Below are 18,965 nucleotides of genomic sequence, written 5' to 3' on the forward strand. Positions count from 1 at the left end.
TCGATACTTTCTGCTCAGTCTGTTCTGAATCACTGAACATTGGGCAGTGTGGCGGCCGCGTCGTTCAGGGCTCGGGTGACCAGGGCGATCCAGGGCCGTTCCCGGGCGCCGGCGCGCACGGCCGAGACCACGTGCCGACGGGGCTGGTCGGTCGGCAGGACCCGCAGCGCGACCCCGGGGGTGCGGCTCGCGGCGGCCAGGCGCGGGATCAGCGCGACGCCCAGTCCGGCGGCGACCATGTCGAGGATGGCCCGCCAGTCGGCCGCGACGTGCGCCTGCTCGGGCACGAACCCCGCCTGGGCGCACGCGGCGATCGTGATGTCCCGCCAGGGGCCCGCGTCGCCGTAGATCCACGGCTCGTCGGCGAGTTCCGCCAGGCGGGGGCCGGGCGCGTTGGCCAGGCGGTGGTGCGCGGGCAGCGCCACGTCGAGCGGGTCGGTGAGCAGTTCGGCGCGGTCGAACCGGCCGTCCTGGCCGGTGGGGGCCTGTGCGGCGAGGGAGAGGCCGATGTCGATCTCGCCCGCGGAGAGCAGGTCGTAGACCTCGGCCGCCTCGGCCTGGTGCACCTTCACGGTGAGCCCGGGGTGGTCGCGGCGCAGCGCGCTCACGGCGGGGACGACGAGCCTGGGGATGGCGGTGGCGAACGACCCCACGCGCACGTGGCCCGCCTCGCCGCGCGCGAACCCCTCCAGGTCGGCCTCGGCCCGCTCCAGTTGGGCGAGGACGATGTCGGTGTGGCGGAGCAGCACGTGGGCGGCGTCGGTGAGGCGCACGCGGCGGCCGTGCGCCTCCAGGAGGGGGACGCCGGTCTGCTTGGACAGCGAGGAGAGCTGTTGGGACACGGCTGAGGGGGTCATGCGCAGCGCCTCGGCGGTGGCCCGGACGGTGCCGAGTTCGTCCAGGGTGCGGAGCACACGCAGTTTGCGGAGGTCCCAGTCGGTCATCTCCCAGAACTACCATTCACGTCGCCTTAACGGAAAGTCAGAGGGCTCCTGGGTGGCGTCCCATGGTTACTCGGGAGTAACATGAGGGTCATGGCAAAGATGAACGCCGAGACGGCGGAGATGGTCAAGTCCGGATTCCTGGCCGCGGTGCCCTTCGCCCGCACGCTCGGGGTCACCTTCACCGACCTCGACTTCGGCCGCGCCGTCATGCGCCTGCCGGACGACGCCGACCACCACAACCACGTCGGCGGTCCCCACGCGGGGGCGATGTTCACCCTGGCCGAGTCCGCCTCCGGCGCCATCGTCATCGGCAACTTCAGCGACCAGCTGGAGCGGGCCGTCCCGCTCGCCGTCAGCGCCGAGATCAGGTACCTCAAGCTCGCCATGGGGGACGTGACCGCCGAGGCCGTGCTCGGCCGCCCGCGCGACGAGATCGTCGCCGAGCTGGACGAGGGCAAGCGCCCGGAGTTCCCGGTCGAGATCGAGCTGCGCACCGACGACGGCACCGTCACCGGCCGCATGACCGTCGTGTGGACGCTGCGCCCGAACAGGAAGTAGCCCGACTCCTCCCCACTCCTCGGCCCCGCCCGCGTCGACCCGGGCGGGGCCGTCGATTGTCGCCGCCGGTGGGTACGTTCCTCGGTGACCCGCGCCGACGAGGAGGCCCCACGTGAGACTGCGAGTAGACCGCGACGCGTTCGCCGAGGCGGTCGCCTGGACGGCCCGGGCACTCCCCACCAGACCCGCCGTTCCCGTGCTCGCGGGAATGCGCATGGAGGTCTCCGGAGACGGGACGAAGCTCCACCTGTCCGGGTTCGACTACGAGGTCTCCGCACGCGCGTCGGTGGAGGTGCTGTCCGAGGAGACGGGCGCCGCGCTCGTCCCGGGCCGCCTGCTCGCCGAGATCGTGCGCAACCTGCCGGAGGGGACGGTGCGCATCGAGGCCGACGGGGCCCGACTGCTCGTCACCGGCGGGGCGGCGCGCTTCACGCTCGTCACCATGCCCCTGGAGGACTACCCGTCGCTGCCCGGGATGCCCGACCGTGTCGGCTCCGTGCCCGCGGACACCCTGGCCACGGCGGTCCGCCAGGTGACCCCGGCGGCGAGCCGCGACGACACCCTCCCCATGCTCACCGGCGCCTACCTGGACTTCTCCGGCGACACCCTGACCCTCGTGGCCACCGACCGCTACCGCATCGCCGCCCGGGACCTGTGGTGGCGGCCCGAGGTCCCGGACTTCGACGCGGCCGCTCTGGTGCCCGCGCGCACGCTGGCCGACGTCGTGCGCGGGCTGCTCAGCCAGTCCAACGTGGACATCGCCCTGTCGGCGGGCGCGGCCGGGGCGGGGAGGGCGCCGGGCGAGGGCATGATCGGTTTCGAGAACGGCGAGCGCCGCACCACCACCCGTCTGATCGACAGCGACTTCGTCACGTACGCGTCGTGGTTCCCCACCGAGTTCTCCGCCCGGGCGGAGGTCGCTGTCGCGCCGCTGCTGGCGGCGGTCAAGCGCGTGGCCCTGGTGGCGGACCGGGCCACGCCGCTGCGCCTGGCCTTCTCCCCGGGCGAGGTGGTCCTGGAGGCGGGATCGGGTGAGGACGCCCAGGCCGTCGAGGCGATCGCGGTCGACTACGAGGGCGATCCGCTGCGGGTGGCCTTCCGGCCGGACTACCTCATGGACGGTCTGGCGGCCGTGGAGACCGACGCCGCGCACCTCAACTTCACCGAGCCGACCAAACCCGCCGTGTTCACCGATGTTCCGCCCAAGGAGGGCGACGTTCCGGCCTTCCGCTATCTGGTGCAGCCCCTGAGGGTTTCCTGAGCTGGGAGAACGCGGTTTCGCCGCGACTTCTCCCCAGTTGTCCACAGGTTATCCACAGGATTGCTGCCATTCCTGTGGATAACCTGTGGCCATCACGGCCGGTGAACCCCGAAGTCAGCCCGGAAAACCTTCGCATTCCGCCTCTGAAGTGCGCAAACGTAAATAGTCCACAGAGCGGTGCAGCCTGTGGACAACGTCGCGGTCGGCGCTATTCGCCCTCGGTCAGGGTCGACGTCCCTCCACCGGACACGGGCGTGTCCAGGCCCAACTCGGCCTCGCGCCCCCGGCGGTATCCGGCACGGTACCCGGCCGCGCTGTGCGTGCGTTCGGGGCGGTGCTTGCGCAGCTGGGGGAACTGCTTGTGGAACTCCTCGTTCACACGGTGGATGTCGTCCCGGAGCACCAGCGCGGCGCCCCGGCCCGGCGCTTCGGTCCCGCCACCGCCGGTCGATCCGCCGTCGGAGCCGGACGAGGCGTTCTGGAGCCGGGCGCGGAACTCCCGGATCCGTTCGGCCACCGCGCGGCCGTAGGCGCGCACGAACGACCGGTAGTAGCGCTTGCGCTCGGTCTCCAGTTCCGAACGCGTGTAGTTGCGCAGCTCCCGGATGTCGCTCACGTGCGACGATGTCATGAACTTCGCGGACGCCTCCATCTGCATCGAGATGGACGGCAGCAGCATGCGCAGCGCGTCCAGCGCGCTCACCGTGCCCACCAGGATCATCGTCCGCTCGGTGTTCTCCGCGGTGTTGCCGCGCACCGCCGACTGGCAGCCGTAGGCCGCGGCGATGTCGGCCAGAGCCCGGACCCGGGCCTTGCCGTGGCCGCCGACACCGGGCACCGCGTAGTTCATGCGGCTGATCGCGTCGGGTTCCTCGCCGCGCTCGGCGCGGGCCTCGGCCTCGGCGATCGCGTGGCGGGTCATCAGCTCGGCGGCCTTGGCGGTGAACGCCTGGCTCTCGGCATCGGTGACCGCGGGGTCCTCCGCCATGCGGAGGAGCCCGCGGACCCGCTCGACCGTCTTCTGACGAGCAGCTTCAGTCATCGGCGCCCGGTCGTCTCCCGTAGGTGAGTGTTCTGGTTCCGCCCACGGGCGGAAAACACCGAGCCTAGGCGTTCTTGTTCCCCACCACCATCGCGATGACTCCGACGACGAGCCAGATCGCCGCCGCGACGAACAGGCCGGAGAACACGGCGCCGAACAGACCGGCGATCGGCGCGCTCAGGATGGAGGTCGCGTAGGAGACGATCGCGTACCCCGCGCCGCCGACCAGCGCGGGCGCGGTCGCGTACCGGAACGGGTAGGTGGCGGCCCAGCGCCTGCCCCGACGGTCGGACTTCCTGCTGATCACACCGCCGATGCCGCCGATCAGCGAGAAGAAGATGATCCCCGCGGTCAGTCCGGCGCCGATCGCGCCGCTGCCGAGGTTCAGCAGGAAGAAGAGGGTGCCCCCGGCCGCGCCGCCCAGCAGCGAGGTGGTCCAGGGCCAGATCATCGTCGCCGAGGCGACGGGAGTGAATGCGTTACCGCGCTCCAGCGTCATGTCCACTGCTCCAGTCGAATCGAGTGACGCCCGCTCCGGCCGTCCCCTTCAGCATGCGCCCTGGGGGCCGTCGAAACATCAGGGCCCGTCCCTGACCTTCCCCCCAAATCACCCGCGCATGTCTGTCGCCGGGGACCTGTGGACGGAGCCGGTGGACCGGCCCCGCGGACGGACCGCGCGCTTCCCGCGGGGCGCCTGCCCTACGGGGTTCCAACGATCAGGCGTCCGCCGGAGTGCCCGGCCCGGCTCCGTTCCCGATCACGGCCAGGTCCGCGCGCAGGTGCGCCCAGGTCGAACGGAAGGCGGGCAGCAGGGGCAGCGACGTCGTCTCGCCGACCGGCACCCACCGGATCTCCTCGCTCTCCGCGTTGCCGGGACGGAAGGGCAGCAGGTCGGGTGTGCGGGCGAGGAAGGTGTCGTACCGCCACACGGTGAGGTCGTGCTCGTAGCTGCCGATGACGGTGAACTCGCCGAGATCCCCCGCGACCTCCTCGCGGAACTCGCGCACCGCGGCCTCCAGGGGCGTCTCGTCGCGGTTGCGCGCTCCTCCGGGGATGCCCCAGGTGCCGCCCATGTGGGTCCAACCGGCGCGGTACTGGAGGAGCACGTGTCCGGTTCCGGCCACGTCCGTGGCGTACAGCAGCAGCCCGGCCGCCCCGTACACCCCCCACCGCCGGGTCCCGTCGGGCAGGCTCACCCAGCCGTTCCCGTCGCCGTCCTGCATCAGGCCCTCCTTCACTCGCGTCGCACTCGGCCGACCGGTCGTCCACCCTCCCGGACAACGGTCCGCCACGAACGATGATGCCCGCCGGACGCGGATCATGCCTCGACCGCCCCGTCGGCGGGCACGGATACCCTCTTGAACCCATGGCCCGTTTGTCCTCTTCCACGGCGATCCTTCCCACGTACACCCTCACCCTCCTGGGTCGGTACTGGGCGCCGCTGCTGTGCGCGTACACGGTCGGGTACGTGCTGCACTGGTCGCTGACCCGGGGGCTGGTCCGGGTCTCCGGCGTCCACCAGGTCCTCGGCCTGACCGGGCTCAGCCTGACCCTGCTGATCACCCTCGTCACCACCATCGTGATGTTCCAGCTGGTCAGGCCGAGTCTGACCTTGGTCGACACGGAGCTGTCCGGCGCCCCCGCGGCCCGGGGACGCGCCGGGTTCGCCCGGCGCGAGCGGCGCGTGGTGGACGGGGTGGTCCTCGCGATCCTGCCGTTCCTGCTCTTCTACAGCGCGTGGGGCCTGATCGGCGAGGAGTTCGAGAACTACAGCGTCGGCCTGCTCAACGAGGGCGGCGTCGACGCCTTCGCCGCTCCGCACCAGGTCGACGCGCTGGGGCTGCCGCTGGTGGTCGCGCTGGCCGCCTGGGCGCTGCGCCGGGCGAGCGAGCGCTTCTACCGCTCGACCGGAAACGGTGTGCTGGGCCTGCTCACGGCCCTGTTCGAGGCCGTGTGGCTGTTCATGTTCGTGTTCTCCATCGGCGTGGCGCTCGAGCGCGCGCAGGCCTGGATCATGTCGCGCGCCGCCTGGGCGGCGCTGCAGGACACGCTCGGGCGCACCGTCGGCGGGGCGGCGGGTGTGTTCGGCGCCTCACCCGACCTCGACGCGTACGCCGCGCTGGTCGCCCTGCTCGCCTCGCTGTGGCTCATGGTGAAGTCGGGTCTGCTGGCGCCGCTGCTGTGGCTGGCCATCGCCGCCGTCGTCTACCGGGCGGAGATCGGCGACGACGCGACGATGTTCGAGCCGCGCCGCGCGCACCCGCGGCGGACGGTCGCGCGGGCGGGCGGGCTCGTCCGGAAGGTGAGCCGGGCGGGCGGCGTCCGCGGCGTGGCGCGGTACACGCCGTTCGTGAACGCCCTCCGGTTCGTGCTCACCGTCGGCCCGGTGTTCTACCTGTCCTTCGCCCTCCTCTACGCGCTCGTCGAGGTGGGCTTCAGCCGGCTGCACCGACTGGTGTTCGAACTCGTCGGGCCCGGGGACTTCCTGGCCGACTGGTGGGTGTGGCTGGAGCCGATCGACTTCCTCGTGGGCGCCGCGCGCGAGGTGGTGCGGGTCTGTCTGCTCGCCGCGGCCTTCGAGATCGCCCTGCGCAAGGTGGACGAGGGGTCGGTCGGTCGACGGGAGCGCAGCGTCGCCACCCACGTGACCAGCAGGTCCGCCCGGCGCCGCTGATGCGCGCCCGGCCGCGGAGGGGGAGCTAGCCGTTGAGCGCCTCGGCGGCGAACACCAGGGAGGCGGGCCTCGGCGTGTCCGGGGACGGGTCCGTGGCCACGGTCAGCTCGAAGTCCAGCTCCTCGACCGCCTCCGAGGGCACGAGGTAGGTCACGAGGAGGAGCTGGTCCGTGCCGGGCGGGATCGGGTCGAAGCCGGGGCCCAGACAGCCGCTGGTGACGGCGCCGGGCTCCAGGCCGCCGAGGTCGCGGAAGGAGAACTCGGTCGTCGGCTCCCAGGAACGCCCCCGGCCGTCCACCGCGCGGAACCGGCACAGGCGTCCCAGCAGCTCGCTGGCGGACCGGTCCCCCGGCACGACGTGGAAGCCCACGTCGACGACCGTGAGCCCCTCCAGCTCCGACCCCGCCTCGCCGGGGCTGGCGACGTACCCCGTCACCCACCACTCGCTGCCCGCCAGCTCCACGGTCTCCTCCTCCGCGACCGGGCGGGCGTCGGGCGGGAGCGTGCCGGAGGCGGCGCCGTCGCGCAGCTCGGTCCACAGCGGAAGGCCGACCGCGAGCGGCAGCAGGAACAGCAGCGCCAGGAGGTACGGAAGGCGGAGCCGCTTCCAGAGCGGGCGGGCGTGCCGGGGCCGGGCCCGTTCCGGCGCGGGGCCCGGGGCGGGCGCGGGCGACGGGGCCGGGGCGCGTGGGCCGGGATCCGGCGGGCCGGGGTCACGGGGGCGCATCGGCGGCCTCCCCCCTCCCGCGCTCGGGCGGTGCCAGCTCGACGTCGACCGTCGCGCCGGTCACGGCGGCGGCGTCCACCCCCAGGTCGACCGACGCCTGTGCGGCCAGTCGGGAGCCCGAGCCGCCGGTGTGGGTGAACACCAGTGAGGGGCGGTCGACCCGGTCCTCGGGGACCTCGAAGACGAAGGCGCCGCGGACGGGGACGGCGGTCGGGAACTCCGTGCCGCCGCTGAGCGCGTCCCGGAACCAGAGCGACGCGGCGTAGGTGGTGCGGTCCGCCATCTCCAGTTCGGCGCGCGTGACGGTCAGGGGCTCCCGGGTGGCCGTGACGCGGACCCACACGACCACCCACACGCCGTTGGCCTCGATCGGCTCCGGGGAGAGCGGGGAGCTGTCGGTGACGGTGCCGGCGACACGGACGTCGGTCACCTCGACCGTGAACTCGTCGGTCGCCACCACGGAGCCGCGATCGCCCGAGGAGGCGATGGGGCCGAGGACGTCGTGGTCGGCGACGCGCAGCCACTGCAGGGCGAGGACCGCTCCGCCGAGGGCGACGCACAGGACGAGGCGCAGCGGTCGGCGGCCGCGACGTCGGGCGCGCACGTCAGCTCCCCTCCAGGGACAGCGTCACCGATCCGGCCACCAGCGCGCCGCGCACCCAGAGCGGGGCGCCGTCGCCGCTGGCCGAGATCCGCTCCGAGCGGTGCACGGTCATGACCAGGTCCGTGGCCGCGGCGAGGCCGCCGGTGTCCTCGACGGGCACGGAGAGGACGGCTTCCTCGGGCATGTGCGGCTGGAGACTGGTGACGCGGCCCTCCGGGTACCGGACCAGGCTGAGCACGGGCGCGGGAGGGGGAAGCGCGGTGCCGCCGGGTTCCAGGACGAACCGGGTGGTATGCCCGATGTGGGAGACGGGCATCGGCTCGGAGTCGGTGTTCTCCACGTCGACGCGGACGCGGATCTCGGTTCCCGAGTCGCCTTGGGCGACCTGCGCCGCCAGCGGGGTGACGCGGTACCTGAAGGTGTTCAGCTCGGTGCCCGGGTCCAGGCTCCCGGTTCGGGTGTCGGCGCGCTCGAAGCCGTCGAACGCGGCCACGGCCAGGAGCCCGGCCACGGCGACGAGGACCGTGGCAGACGCGAGTCGCACGCGCGCACGGGGGTTTGCGGGGAGGAACCGCGACCGCCCGGGGTCGTCGGCTGGCTCGGCATGGTGGACCACGAAGAGGAAGTCTAGGCGCGAAGCGGGACACGTGCCCCGTAACATCCGAAAGGGTTCATGCGGCGTGGGTTTTCTCATTCGGTGCGGATATCAGTCGCTGTGGATGTGCCGTTCCGTTGCCGCCCGGCCGGAAAGTCGTTCGGGAATGCCGGTATTGGTGTCATGGGAGGATCGGGCCGCTTACCCTTTGCCGTGCGGCGACTACCGCCTCTGGCCGCATTCGGCCAGACAGTGGCGGAGTGGCGAATTCGGACCCAGAGTGTACGTGTCACGACGTTCCGTCAGTCCGCGTGCCGGGCACGCGCTGAAAGCGGACTGTAAGTGGAACGGAAGAGGATGTCGTCAGTGTGGAACGCGTTCGACGAGACCGGTTCCCGCGAGAGGACGGCTCGTGAGTGAAGGCCGGTCCGACGTTCGTTGGACACATGCCACCCGTGGCGTGCCAGGCGGAACCGCCACGGGTGGCCCTCCGTCATAGGAGGTGAATCCCCCATGATGCTGCGCAGACGGCGAAGGGCCACGTTACGGCTCTATGCGAGCGCGGTGAGACGAGGAGTGCGCGTGCCCAGGATGCTGACTGTCGACGAGCGGTTCGAGGCGATCATCGCCGGTGAGGACGTCCAGGCGAGGATGAGCCCCTCGCGGGAACCCGACCCGGACCGCAGCACCTCGGAAGAGGAGCAGCCCGCGCAGACCGCGCCCTCCGAGGAGAAGGACGACGACAACACGTAATGCGCTGAGCGGCATCCGTTCACTCCGAGTACTTGTGCAGAGGGGGGTACTCGGAGTGTTCGGTGTGCACACGTTCTCGTTGCACGTGAATTCCCCTTGTAGGGTTGCCTCTTGTGGAATTCGGCGTGCTCGGCCCCATAGCCGCGTGGTGTGACAGCCGGCCGTTGCCGGTCGGCGGACCACGCCAGCGCTGTGTGCTCGGCGCCCTTCTGGTGCACCTCGGCCGTGAGGTCACGGTCGATCAGTTGATCGCCTACCTCTGGAATGACGATCCCCCGCGCACGGCCCGTTCGGTCATCCAGGTACAGATTCACCACCTGCGCCAACTGCTGCCCGACCGCATCACGACGACCGCCGGCGGCTACACCCTGGACGTGGCCCCCGAGGCCGTCGACCTGCACCGGTTCCGCGCTCTGCGCGCCAGAGCCGCGAATGCCGAACCCGGGGTCGCCGTCGAGCTCCTGGACCAGGCGCTGGGCTGCTGGCGCGGGGTTCCGTTCTCCGGGGTCGGATCCGAATTCCTCGAACACTCGGTGGTCGCTCCGCTGCATGAGGAGCGGTGGTCGGCCGTCGTCGCGTGGGCGTCGTGCGCCCTCGGCCTCGGGCAGCACGCACAGGTGGTCTCCCGGCTCACCCCGATGGTGAGCGAGGCGCCGTTCCGCGAACGGCTGCACCACCTGTTGATCACCGCACTGTGGAGGGACAACGAACGCGCCAGGGCGCTCGCTGTGTACGAGTCCTTCCGCTCCACCCTGGCGGAGGAGCTGGGGGTCGACCCCGGGCCGGAGCTCACCGCCCTCCACGGCAGGATCCTCCGGGACGACACGCGGACGGGGCCGGGAGCGGATCCGGCGCTCTCCGACGGGCCCGATCCCGGTTACGCGGTGCGCAACGACCTCCCCCGGGACCTGCCTGACTTCACGGGGCGTCGCGAACCCCTGCGCGTTCTGGATGAGGTGGCCAGCGGCGATGACGGTCTGGCCAAGGTCTGCGTGATCACCGGAGCCGGCGGCGAGGGGAAGACGACCACCGCCGTCCGGTTCGGGTACGAGGCCGGGAAACGCTTCCCCGACGGGCAGCTGTTCATCGACCTCTACGGCTACACGGCGAACAAGGACCCCCTCGATCCCTCGGCGGCGCTGGCCGCCCTCCTTCGCGCCGTCGGCGTGCGCCCGGAGTCCGTTCCGGAGTCCCTCGACGAGCGCTCGGCCCTGTGGCGCGCGACGCTCATGGGACGCAGGACGCTGGTCATCCTGGACAACGCGGCCAGTTTCGCTCAGGTCAGCCCCCTGCTGCCCTCCTCGCCGGGGTCGATGACCCTCATCACGACGCGGAACGACCTCGCCGGTCTCAGCGGTGCGCGATTCCTCTCCCTGGGGATGTTCGACGAGGCGACGTCACTGGAGCTCCTCGAACGTGTCGTCGGCCGGGACCGTGTGGGCAACGAGCCGGACGCGGCGCGTGACATCGTTCGCATCTGCGACGGTCTGCCCCTGGCGCTCCGAGTCCTCGCGGGCCGCATGGTGAGTCGCCCGAGATGGTCCTTCGCACACGTCGCCAGGCGGCTCGGCGAGCGGAACCGCAAGTTCCGGGAGCTGCGGGTCGAGGGGCAGAGCGTGGAGTCCGCGATCGACCTCTCGTACCAGAGCCTCACCCCCGACCAGCGCCGGGCCTTCCTCCTGCTCGGCCTGATGATCGGGAACACGGTCGACCTCGGTGGGGCGGCCGCCCTCCTGGACATGGACCTGGAGGAGGCCGACGACCTCCTCCAGGAACTCGTCGGCGTGTGCCTGTTGAACGAGCCGAAGGGGGACGTGTACAGGCTCCACGACCTGATCAGGGCCTTCTCCCTCGACCGGGCCCTCGCCGACTTCACCGACGGTGAGGTCGGGACCGCGAAGACGCGACTGGCGGAGTTCTACCTGAGGACCGCCCAGCACGCGGCGGAGCTCATGGGGGTGCAGGATCCGGACGAGGATCCCCTCCGCCACCGCACCAACCTGTCGGACCGCGAGGACGCGGAGAGCTGGTTCTCCCTCCACCAGGAGAACCTCACGGACACGATCGAGTACTTCGCCGCCGGTGACAACGGCGACAGCGCATGGCGTCTGGCGGAGTCGGTGTGGCGGTACTACGCGCTGCACGGCCACATGTCGCTGCTGATGAGCTCGCAGGAGCGAGCGTTCCAGGCCAGCGACAAGCAGGGGAACCAGCGCGGTCGGGCGGTGACCCTCATCGGACTGGGCATCGCGCACTGCCTCTCCGGCCGGTTCGACGAGTCCTTGGAACTGCTCACGGAGGCACGCGACCTGCTGGAGGCCGTCGGGGACCGCAAGGGCCTGAACCGCGCCCTGGCGAATCTGGTCATGGTCTACGAGCGCTTGGGGCGGTTCGAGGACGCGGTCACGGCGCTGCGCCGCGTCCTGGAGTACGCCATCGCCACCGGGAACACGAAGGTGGAGGCCTTGCAGTGGGGGAACCTGGCGATCTTCCACCGGACGCAGGGCGACCACGCGGAAGCGCTGCGCTGCGGTGAGCGGGCGCTGAGCAAGTCCAGCGACGACGACAACGCCGACATGCGGGTGCGGACCAGGATGACCATGGGGGAGGCCTACATCGGCCTCGGTGACCTGGAGCGTGCCTTCCGTGCGCTGGACGAGGCCCTGGCGAGTTCGCGGCGGCAGCAGCTCGTGGCGAGCCAGATCTACATCCACAACTCTCTCGGCATCGCCCACCGGGCCGCCGGGGACTGGGAGCAGGCCATCGAGTGCCACACCGAGGCCCTGGAACTCGGCGAGGCGTCCGGCAACCGGAGCGGTGACGCCGAGATCCTCACCGACCTCGGCGTGACGTACCACGCGGCCGGACGGTACGAGGAGGCCGCGGTCGAGCTGGAACGGGCCTACACCATGGCCGCCGAGCGCAACGAGCGCTTCATCGTCGCCCGGGCCGCTCTCGCGCTCGGACGGCTGCCCGCGCCGACCGTGCCGACCGACCGCGCGCGGACTCTCCTCCAGGACGCCGAACGGGCCTTCGCCGAGATGGGCGTGCCCGAGCTGGAACAGGCCCGTGCCGCCCTGGCCGGTCTCGAACCCGACTGACGGCGTCCCCGCCTCAGTGGTACGCCCCGCTCCTGCGCGTGCCGCGCGGTCTCGTCCATCCTCCGTTCCTGCGCATGGACCACAGGTACAGCCTGCTCGGAAGGGAGCGCAGGACGTGCGGGAGCCTCGGGTACACGGCGCGGGTCACCCTGACCACGCGGTCGAACCGCCGCTGCCGGGCCGCTGACCAGGGGATCTCGAAGTCCTCGCGCAGCTTCGGCGGCAGCAGGCCGCCGGCGAGGAACCGCTGGACGTGCGTGATCGGCCAGAGCAGCCGGTTGGCGGGCCAGAAGAGCCGCCGGGAGATGCCGAGCGCCGTGCCGCCGACCTCCAGCCGCCCGACCGCCTCGTCCCAGTAGGCGTCGAACGCGGCCGGGGTGGCCGGCCACTCCTCCTCGGGCAGGCCCAGCGCGGTCGCGAACACCGCCGCCTCGCGCAGGAACACGGGGAACTCGTCCTCGCCGATCTTCCCGACGGTCAGCTCGTACAGCCGCGTCCAGGTGTGGAACAGTGTCGCGGCCACCCAGAGCAGGAGGTCGTGGTCGAGTGCCCGGTAGCCGGGGCCGTTCACCCGGCGGTGCATGGCGCGGACGATCGCCTGGACGCGCGCCCGCTCCTCGTCGGTGCCGAGCGAGGTGCCGTAGACGTAGTAGAGCGTGCCGCGCAGGCGGTCGAGGGGCCGCGAGGAGAAGTCGCTGTGGTCGTGCACGCCCTGGGCGACGCTCGGATGGGCGACCTGGAGCAGGATGGCGTAGGCGGCGCCCCCGAGCAGACTGGCCTCGGAGTGGATCCTGCGCAGTGGTGACTCTTCGGACGAACGGCCCATATCTGGATCGTAGGACAGCGGCGGTTCCGGGTCGGTGTGGCGCGCCAGTCCGGGTTCGCTCCCGTCCGTGCGGGCTCGGGGACTCGCGCCCGGCGCGCACGAACGGGGTCTACTTTACGGGGCAGGAAAATATAACCCCAAGGACAGGTACGGTCGGCGTGGCGGGCGTGCGGACGCCATGTCCGGTCACTCGGGAGTGGACCACCGCGTCTAACTGTTAAGGATATTTCCAGTTAGGCGCGGAAAGGGCCGTCCCCATGGTGTGGATACCAGTGCGGCCGGACCGCCACGGCCGTGGATCCCTGGTACGGCTGGCCTGTCCGTGCCGGTCGCGCGGGTGTCTTGACGGTTGGTAGCCGCCTCCCTACCGTCATCCCAAGCAGGCGGAATGGGAATGTCGGGGAAACCCGAAAAACCATGACGACGCCGTCGACCTTCGCCGGAGCATGTCCGATTCCGCGCACGGCCTCCGCCCGCCCTGGGTTCGCAAGGGCCCGGGTCCTCCCGCTACGACCCCCGGTCCCCCACCCCCCGACGACCGGCCCGGGGATCGTGACCCGTCACGAAGGGCTCGCTGATGAAGATTCGCGGCAGACTCCGCTCGATCGCCGCCGTCGCCGCCGCGACGGTCATGGCCTTCACCCTCATGCCCGCCGGTGCGGCCAGCGCCCACGGCTACGTCTCCTCTCCCCCCAGCCGCCAGGCGCAGTGCGCCGCCGGGGTCGTCGAGTGCGGGGGCATCAGGTGGGAACCGCAGAGCGTCGAGGGGCCCAAGGGCCTCCGCAGCTGTTCCGGCGGCAACGCCAGGTTCGCCGAACTGGACGACGACGGCTACGGATGGGACGTCACCCCGGTCAGCTCGACCCTGACCTTCACGTGGACGTTCACCGCGGCACACGCCACGACCGACTGGGTGTACTACGTCGACGGGCAGGAGGTCGCGCGGTTCGGCTACGGCGGCCACCGTCCGCCGTGGTCCGTGGCCCACACCGTCGACCTGACCGCCTACAGCGGCCAGCACAAGATCCTCGCCGTGTGGAACATCGCCGACACGGCCAACGCCTTCTACTCCTGCATGGACGTCAACATCGGCGCTGCGGTCTGATCCGCGGGGGCGGCCCGCGCGCCCGCTCCGCGCGGGACCCGCTCCGACGGGTCCACCGCCTCGGTCCCCGACCCGGTTCCCTCCCCGGGCCGGGGACCACCGGTCCGGGGGACCCGAGCTCTGGCCGGCGCGGAGGCCGTCCGCTCCGGGAGGCGGCGGACCTCAGCGGCGCGCTCCGCTGAGCAGGTCGACCACCCCCGTTCCGTCCTCGTGCGCTCCGCCCTGCGCCAGGCGGAGCTCCATGAGCCGCATGTACGGCCGGAGGAGTTCGGTGCTCACGCCCCGCTCCTCGGCGGTCCGCAGCATGGTGTCGTTCCCCCTGACCATCATGGCCAGGTTGGAGACCACGCCGGTGGTGTAGTCGCCGCTCTCCAGGTGCTCGACGGTGCCGGCGACGGTCGCGGTCATGGCGGTGAGCCATCCGGAGAGCAGGGCGGAGAACGACGTCAGGTCCACGCCCGCGTCGCGGACCAGGGCGAGGGCGTGGGAGATTCCGGCGAACATGCCGGTCATCGCGCTCAGCAGGGCGATGTCGTGCAGGGCGGCCAGTCCTGCGTCCTCGCCGACGAACGCGGTCGCGAGCGGGACGGACAGCGTGCCGTCGTGGCGGTCGAGGACCGCGCGGGACCCGCTGTAGAAGACGTAGCCGCCCGCCTCGGGGACGGCGACCATGGTCGGCACCGCCATGATCCCGCCGCTGACGAACCGGGCGCCGCGAGCGGTCGCCCACTCCCCGCGGGCGCGCGCCTCGTCGGGGGTGCTCGTCGTGACGTTGACCAGGTCCTTGCCGGTCAGGTCGGCGTCGGCGAGCGCGGCGCCGACGGAGGCGTCGTCCAGGAGGACGGTGACCACCAGGTCGCTCGCGGCGACGGCCTCGGCGGCCGTGGCGGCGACGTCGGCGCCCTCCCCGGCGAGGGGCTCGGCGCGGGACGCGGTGCGGTTCCAGACGGTCACCGGGTGTCCGGCGGCGAGCCAGGCGCGGGCGAAGGCGGTCCCCATGTCGCCGAGGCCGAGCAGGGAGACGCGGGGCTTGTCGATGGTGTGTTCGGTCATGTCGACTAGGCTCCTGGGAGGCCCGGGGCGCCCACAAGTACGCACTTCGAAGTGGGCGCGCACCTCGGGGTAAGCGTGCAGGTGGAGGTGGGGAGCATGCGCGCGACGCGCAGGCCCGGCGCGTACAACTGCGGTCTCGACGCCGCGCTGGACGTGATCGGGGGCAAGTGGAAGGTCGTCGTCGTCTGGGCCCTGGCCGAGCGGCCGCGCCGGTTCGGCGAGCTGCGCCGCGCGGTGGGGGGCGTGACCGAGAAGGTGCTCGCCGCGCACCTGCGGGAGCTGGAGGAGGACGGGATCGTGCGCCGGGAGGACTTCGGTGAGGTCCCGCCGCGCGTCGAGTACTCGCTGACCCCGGTCGGGAGGTCCCTCAACGCGGCGCTGGCACCGCTCGGCGTCTGGGGGGACGAACACGTGCGCGGCGTCGCCCCCCACTGAGGGACCGCACGGCGGTGCGCCGTGCGCGGACCGCACGGCGGTGTCCGGGGATTCCCGCACGCACTCCGCGTCCCGGCGTCCTTGGCCGGTATGTGCCATTCCGTCGGTTCGGGCTGGGATCGGTGCGCGCGCCGTGAAACCATGCCTGGCGTCAGGCGTCGACTCTTCCCGGGATGGACCCTCGCTCATGGGACAGCCCCCTCATCAGCCCCAGCCGGGCCGACCACCGCACCACGGTCCTCCGGGGCAGCCCCCCTTTCCCGGGGTCCCCGGCCAGCAGCCCCCGCCGGGACAGCCGGGCCACCCCGGTCTCCCCGGCGGGCCCCTGCCGCCGTCGGCGCCCGCACCTCCGCCGCGCAGGGCCCTGACGGTCACCGCCACGGCACTCGTGACCCTGGTCGTCGCGGGAAGCCTCACCTGGACCGTGGTCGACGCCTTCTCCCCCTTCGGCCCCACCGGCGTGCGCCCTGCCAGAGGGCTGCCCGCCGACCCGTGCGCGGTCGTCGGAGAGGAGGTCCTGGACGACCTCGACGCGGAACTCTCCTCCTGGAACGTGAGCGGGTACTCCACCGGGTGCGGCTGGCGGATCTCCCTGAACGGCGAGGAGGAGGTGCCCCTGAACGTCAGCCACGCCGTGCCGCTGGCGGGGGCGGACGCCGACCTGGTCGAGGAGAGGTCCGACGAGGACGTTCCCAGGGACGCCGAGGCGCTGTACGAGGACGAGGTCGAGGCCGCCGGAGAAGTCGGCTACGAGAGCGAGGGGACGGAGGTCACCGGCGCCGAGGAGAGGGACCTCGCCCTCGGGGACGAGAGCGTGCTCGTCCTGGCGGACATCGACTACGGGTTCGACTCCTCCGCCACCCAGCGGGTGACCGTGGCCGTCCGCGAGGGCGACACGGTGAGTTCGATCCAGGTGTCCCTGTCCGACAGCGAGGACCTCGACGCCGCCGACGCCGAGGAACTGCTCGCCGACGTGATCGCCGACGTGTTCGGCTGACCCCGCCTCCGCCACCCGCGGGAGCGCCGCCCAGTGAACGACGGCCAGACGACAGGAGACCCCGCCATGCAGCCAGGCCCCGCCCCGTACCCCGGTCCCACTCCCCCTGTCGTTCCGCCGTCGGCGGGGAAGGGCGGCGCCGGGCGCACCGTGGGGATCACCGTGGCGGCGACCCTCGCGGCCTACGCCGTGGCGGCCGGGGCCGCCGGGACGGTGTTCGCCCTGAGCGGTCCGGGTGCGACCGCACCGGAGACGGGGTTCGACGAGCTGCCGGGGGAACCGTGCGCGGCGGCGACGCGGTCGGAACTGGCTGCCGTCTCCTCCGCTCTGCCGAGCCAGGGGTACTACGACGGAAGGATCCGGTGCGGCTGGTACGCCGAGTTCTCGGACGGCACCAGGGGGACCCTGGGCGTCGCCTTCCGGCTTCCGACGGACGGCGACTACGAACTCGTCGCGGGCGAGGAGGAGGCGGAGCGGTACTACGACGGCGAGGCGGAGGACCTGCTCGGGGAGAACGACTCGGACTACCGGTGGCGGGAGGTCGTCGAGTCCGGCGAACTCGACGGCCTCGGCGACGACGCGCTGGTCTCGCACCACGTCGCGGGAGCCGAGGACGATCCGCGCAGCGAGGCCCTGGTGCTGGTGCGTGTGGGCACCGTCCTCATCGAGGTCACGGCGGGCGAGTCCTACGGCGCCGCCACCGGCGAGGCCGACTTCACCGACGACGAGGAACTGCTCATCGCCATCGCCGAACGCGCGGTGGCCATGGTGGAGGAGACGGAGTGACGGTCCGGGGGCGGCGGTACGCGGAACCGGCGCTCGGCTGCGGACCGCGGTAGCGCGTCCCCCCGGGCACGCCTACCGGGACAGCGCGCCGATCAGGCCGGGCAGGCCCCCGCTCTCGGCCAGGGACCGGCCCACACCCACCCCGAGCGCGCCCGCGCGCAGGTACTCGGGCGCGCTCGTCGCGTCGACGCCGCCGGTGGCCACCGCGCGCAGCTCCGGGAACGGGCCGCGCAGGGCCGAGACCCAGCCCGGACCGAGGAGGTTCGCGGGGAACGCCTTGACCGCGGTGACCCCCATCCGCGCGGCGTGGCCGACCTCGGTGGGAGTGGCCACGCCGGGCAGGAACGGGACGCCCAGGCGGACGGCCTCGGCGACGGTGTCGGCGTCCAGGCCCGGCGCCACCCCGAACCGCGCGCCCGCGTCGACCGCGCGGCGGAGCCGTTCGGGGGTGGTCAGGGTCCCGGCCCCGACGGTGAAGCGCCCCTCGGCGGCACGGACGACCGCCTCCAGCGCGGACAGGCCCGCCTCGCTCTCCAGTGTGACCTCCACCAGCCGGACACCGGCCCGCCAGGCCTCCCGGGCGGCGGCGACCGCGCGGTCGGGGGCGGCGCCCCGCAGGATCAGCATGAGCGGGACGGGGGACAGGCCCTCGGCGAAGAAGTCGGCCCAGCCCGTGACGGGCCGGGGCGGGGAACCGGAGCCGCCGGAGTTCTCGGCGGAGGGGTACGCGTCCGTCATGTCTGACTCCAACCCAGTTCCTCGCTGATGTCGCGTGCGGTGGCGGTGAGGTCTCCGGTGAGGGCGAGCAGGTCCTGCCGGTCGAGGACCATGCTGGGCGCCGAGATCGAGATCGCCGCCCGCGCGCTCCCGGAGGCGTCGAACACGGGCGCGGCGACGCAGTGGACGAACTCCTCGTGCTCGAAGTCGTCCAGGGCCCAGCCGCGTTCGGCGGTCCGGTCGAGCTCCCGGTCGAGCGCGGCCCGGTCGGTGAGCGTGTTCGGCGTGCACCGGTCGAACGGGGGGTCGCCGAGGAGGGTGTCGCGCTCGCGCTCCGGCAGGTGGGCGAGGATCGCCTTGCCGATGCCGGTGGCGTGCAGCGGGGCGAGGGCGCCGATGTGGGAGTACATGCGGACGGCGTGGCGCGACTCGACCTTGTCCAGGTAGACGACGCGGTCGCCCTCCAACGCGCCCAGGTGGACGGTCTGGCCGCTGGAGGCGCCCAGGTCCCTGAGGTGACGCGCGGCGAGTCCGCGCACGTCGAACCCCTCCAGCGCGGCGGCCGCCAGGGTGGCCATGCGCGGTCCCAACTGGTACCTGCCGTCGTCCGTGCGCCGCACGAAGCGCTGTTCCTCCAGGGTGCGCAGCAGACGGAGCGAGGTCGTGCGGTGCACGTCCAGACGGCGGCCGAGCTCACTGATGGTGGTCGGGCCCTCCGCCAGCTCCACCAGGATGCGCATGGCACGTTCGACGCTGTTGGACACCGCCGGTCCTCCCCCTCGTTCTC

The 18,965-nt window shown here is 72.3% G+C and carries 20 protein-coding genes; 9 read left to right on the forward strand and 11 right to left on the reverse strand.

All coding sequences use genetic code 11. From position 1 onward, the window contains the following. Positions 1-29 precede the first annotated feature (29 nt). Positions 30-944 carry a LysR family transcriptional regulator gene (locus ACIBFB_RS25360; protein WP_397234310.1) on the reverse strand — a complete coding sequence of 305 codons (915 nt, stop codon included), beginning with the start codon at positions 942-944 and terminating at the stop codon, positions 30-32. Positions 945-1,043: 99 nt separating this feature from the next. On the opposite strand from ACIBFB_RS25360, the gene ACIBFB_RS25365 reads away from it, so the two are divergent. Together ACIBFB_RS25365 and dnaN are read left to right on the forward strand one after the other, a co-directional pair. Beyond that, entirely contained in the window at positions 1,044-1,502 is a 459-nt protein-coding gene (locus tag ACIBFB_RS25365; protein WP_397234369.1) for a DUF4442 domain-containing protein, read from the forward strand. 112 nt (positions 1,503-1,614) lie between these two features. Beyond that, positions 1,615-2,763, forward strand: a complete 1,149-nt coding sequence (dnaN, locus tag ACIBFB_RS25370) for a DNA polymerase III subunit beta (protein WP_397234312.1) — start codon at positions 1,615-1,617, stop codon at positions 2,761-2,763. 208 nt (positions 2,764-2,971) lie between these two features. Here dnaN and ACIBFB_RS25375 read toward each other — a convergent pair whose 3' ends face one another. From ACIBFB_RS25375 to ACIBFB_RS25385, 3 genes are all read right to left on the reverse strand, one after another. Further along, a complete protein-coding gene (locus tag ACIBFB_RS25375) occupies positions 2,972-3,805 on the reverse strand; it encodes a DUF2786 domain-containing protein (RefSeq protein ID WP_397234314.1) in 834 nt (277 codons plus the stop codon). Between the two features lie 64 nt (positions 3,806-3,869). Next, the gene (locus ACIBFB_RS25380) at positions 3,870-4,304 is read right to left on the reverse strand and encodes a hypothetical protein (protein WP_397234316.1); all 435 of its coding nucleotides are present in this window, start codon (positions 4,302-4,304) and stop codon (positions 3,870-3,872) included. 217 nt (positions 4,305-4,521) lie between these two features. Beyond that, on the reverse strand, positions 4,522-5,028 hold the full coding sequence (locus ACIBFB_RS25385) for an NUDIX hydrolase (protein WP_397234318.1): 507 nt from the start codon (positions 5,026-5,028) through the stop codon (positions 4,522-4,524). A gap of 143 nt (positions 5,029-5,171) precedes the next feature. Here ACIBFB_RS25385 and ACIBFB_RS25390 point away from each other — a divergent pair, with 143 nt between their 5' ends. Beyond that, on the forward strand, positions 5,172-6,479 hold the full coding sequence (locus tag ACIBFB_RS25390) for a hypothetical protein (RefSeq protein WP_397234320.1): 1,308 nt from the start codon (positions 5,172-5,174) through the stop codon (positions 6,477-6,479). 25 nt (positions 6,480-6,504) lie between these two features. Here the strand turns inward: ACIBFB_RS25390 and ACIBFB_RS25395 are convergent, their stop codons facing one another. The 3 genes from ACIBFB_RS25395 to ACIBFB_RS25405 are packed head-to-tail and all read right to left on the reverse strand — an operon-like array spanning position 6,505 to position 8,354. Beyond that, positions 6,505-7,206, reverse strand: a complete 702-nt coding sequence (locus ACIBFB_RS25395; RefSeq protein WP_397234322.1) for a hypothetical protein — start codon at positions 7,204-7,206, stop codon at positions 6,505-6,507. Further along, positions 7,193-7,810: a hypothetical protein gene (locus ACIBFB_RS25400; protein ID WP_397234324.1), complete on the reverse strand. Its 618-nt coding sequence runs from the start codon at positions 7,808-7,810 to the stop codon at positions 7,193-7,195. Before ACIBFB_RS25400 ends, ACIBFB_RS25395 begins: the two co-directional genes overlap by 14 nt. Position 7,811: 1 nt before the next feature. Continuing rightward, entirely contained in the window at positions 7,812-8,354 is a 543-nt protein-coding gene (locus ACIBFB_RS25405) for a hypothetical protein (RefSeq protein WP_397234326.1), read from the reverse strand. Between the two features lie 633 nt (positions 8,355-8,987). On the opposite strand from ACIBFB_RS25405, the gene ACIBFB_RS25410 reads away from it, so the two are divergent. Both ACIBFB_RS25410 and ACIBFB_RS25415 read left to right on the forward strand, forming a co-directional pair. Continuing rightward, a complete protein-coding gene (locus ACIBFB_RS25410) occupies positions 8,988-9,158 on the forward strand; it encodes a hypothetical protein (RefSeq protein ID WP_397234381.1) in 171 nt (56 codons plus the stop codon). A gap of 113 nt (positions 9,159-9,271) precedes the next feature. Next, positions 9,272-12,259 (forward strand): BTAD domain-containing putative transcriptional regulator, encoded by a 2,988-nt coding sequence (locus ACIBFB_RS25415; RefSeq protein ID WP_397234371.1) that lies wholly within the window; start codon positions 9,272-9,274, stop codon positions 12,257-12,259. 13 nt (positions 12,260-12,272) lie between these two features. On the opposite strand, the gene ACIBFB_RS25420 is transcribed toward ACIBFB_RS25415, so the two are convergent. Continuing rightward, positions 12,273-13,085, reverse strand: a complete 813-nt coding sequence (locus tag ACIBFB_RS25420) for an oxygenase MpaB family protein (RefSeq protein ID WP_397234328.1) — start codon at positions 13,083-13,085, stop codon at positions 12,273-12,275. A gap of 577 nt (positions 13,086-13,662) precedes the next feature. On the opposite strand from ACIBFB_RS25420, the gene ACIBFB_RS25425 reads away from it, so the two are divergent. Further along, positions 13,663-14,190 carry a lytic polysaccharide monooxygenase auxiliary activity family 9 protein gene (locus ACIBFB_RS25425; protein ID WP_397234330.1) on the forward strand — a complete coding sequence of 176 codons (528 nt, stop codon included), beginning with the start codon at positions 13,663-13,665 and terminating at the stop codon, positions 14,188-14,190. A 162-nt stretch (positions 14,191-14,352) separates the two neighbouring features. On the opposite strand, the gene ACIBFB_RS25430 is transcribed toward ACIBFB_RS25425, so the two are convergent. Continuing rightward, complete coding sequence (locus tag ACIBFB_RS25430) at positions 14,353-15,243, reverse strand: NAD(P)-dependent oxidoreductase (protein WP_397234332.1); 891 nt, start codon at positions 15,241-15,243, stop codon at positions 14,353-14,355. Positions 15,244-15,339: 96 nt separating this feature from the next. Between ACIBFB_RS25430 and ACIBFB_RS25435 the strand changes: the two genes are divergently transcribed. The 3 genes from ACIBFB_RS25435 to ACIBFB_RS25445 all read left to right on the forward strand — a co-directional run bounded on the left by ACIBFB_RS25435 (position 15,340) and on the right by ACIBFB_RS25445 (position 17,461). Next, the gene (locus ACIBFB_RS25435; protein WP_397234334.1) at positions 15,340-15,678 is read left to right on the forward strand and encodes a winged helix-turn-helix transcriptional regulator; all 339 of its coding nucleotides are present in this window, start codon (positions 15,340-15,342) and stop codon (positions 15,676-15,678) included. Between the two features lie 388 nt (positions 15,679-16,066). Continuing rightward, the gene (locus ACIBFB_RS25440; protein ID WP_397234336.1) at positions 16,067-16,675 is read left to right on the forward strand and encodes a hypothetical protein; all 609 of its coding nucleotides are present in this window, start codon (positions 16,067-16,069) and stop codon (positions 16,673-16,675) included. 66 nt (positions 16,676-16,741) lie between these two features. After that, the gene (locus ACIBFB_RS25445) at positions 16,742-17,461 is read left to right on the forward strand and encodes a hypothetical protein (protein ID WP_397234338.1); all 720 of its coding nucleotides are present in this window, start codon (positions 16,742-16,744) and stop codon (positions 17,459-17,461) included. A 72-nt stretch (positions 17,462-17,533) separates the two neighbouring features. Here ACIBFB_RS25445 and ACIBFB_RS25450 read toward each other — a convergent pair whose 3' ends face one another. Continuing rightward, positions 17,534-18,199 carry a bifunctional 4-hydroxy-2-oxoglutarate aldolase/2-dehydro-3-deoxy-phosphogluconate aldolase gene (locus ACIBFB_RS25450; protein WP_397234340.1) on the reverse strand — a complete coding sequence of 222 codons (666 nt, stop codon included), beginning with the start codon at positions 18,197-18,199 and terminating at the stop codon, positions 17,534-17,536. Further along, on the reverse strand, positions 18,196-18,942 hold the full coding sequence (locus tag ACIBFB_RS25455; protein ID WP_397234342.1) for an IclR family transcriptional regulator: 747 nt from the start codon (positions 18,940-18,942) through the stop codon (positions 18,196-18,198). The genes ACIBFB_RS25450 and ACIBFB_RS25455 overlap by 4 nt, the downstream gene beginning before the upstream one ends. Positions 18,943-18,965: the final 23 nt, after the last annotated feature.

Source organism: Nocardiopsis sp. NPDC050513 (genome assembly GCF_044457925.1).
Lineage (GTDB): Bacteria > Actinomycetota > Actinomycetes > Streptosporangiales > Streptosporangiaceae > Nocardiopsis.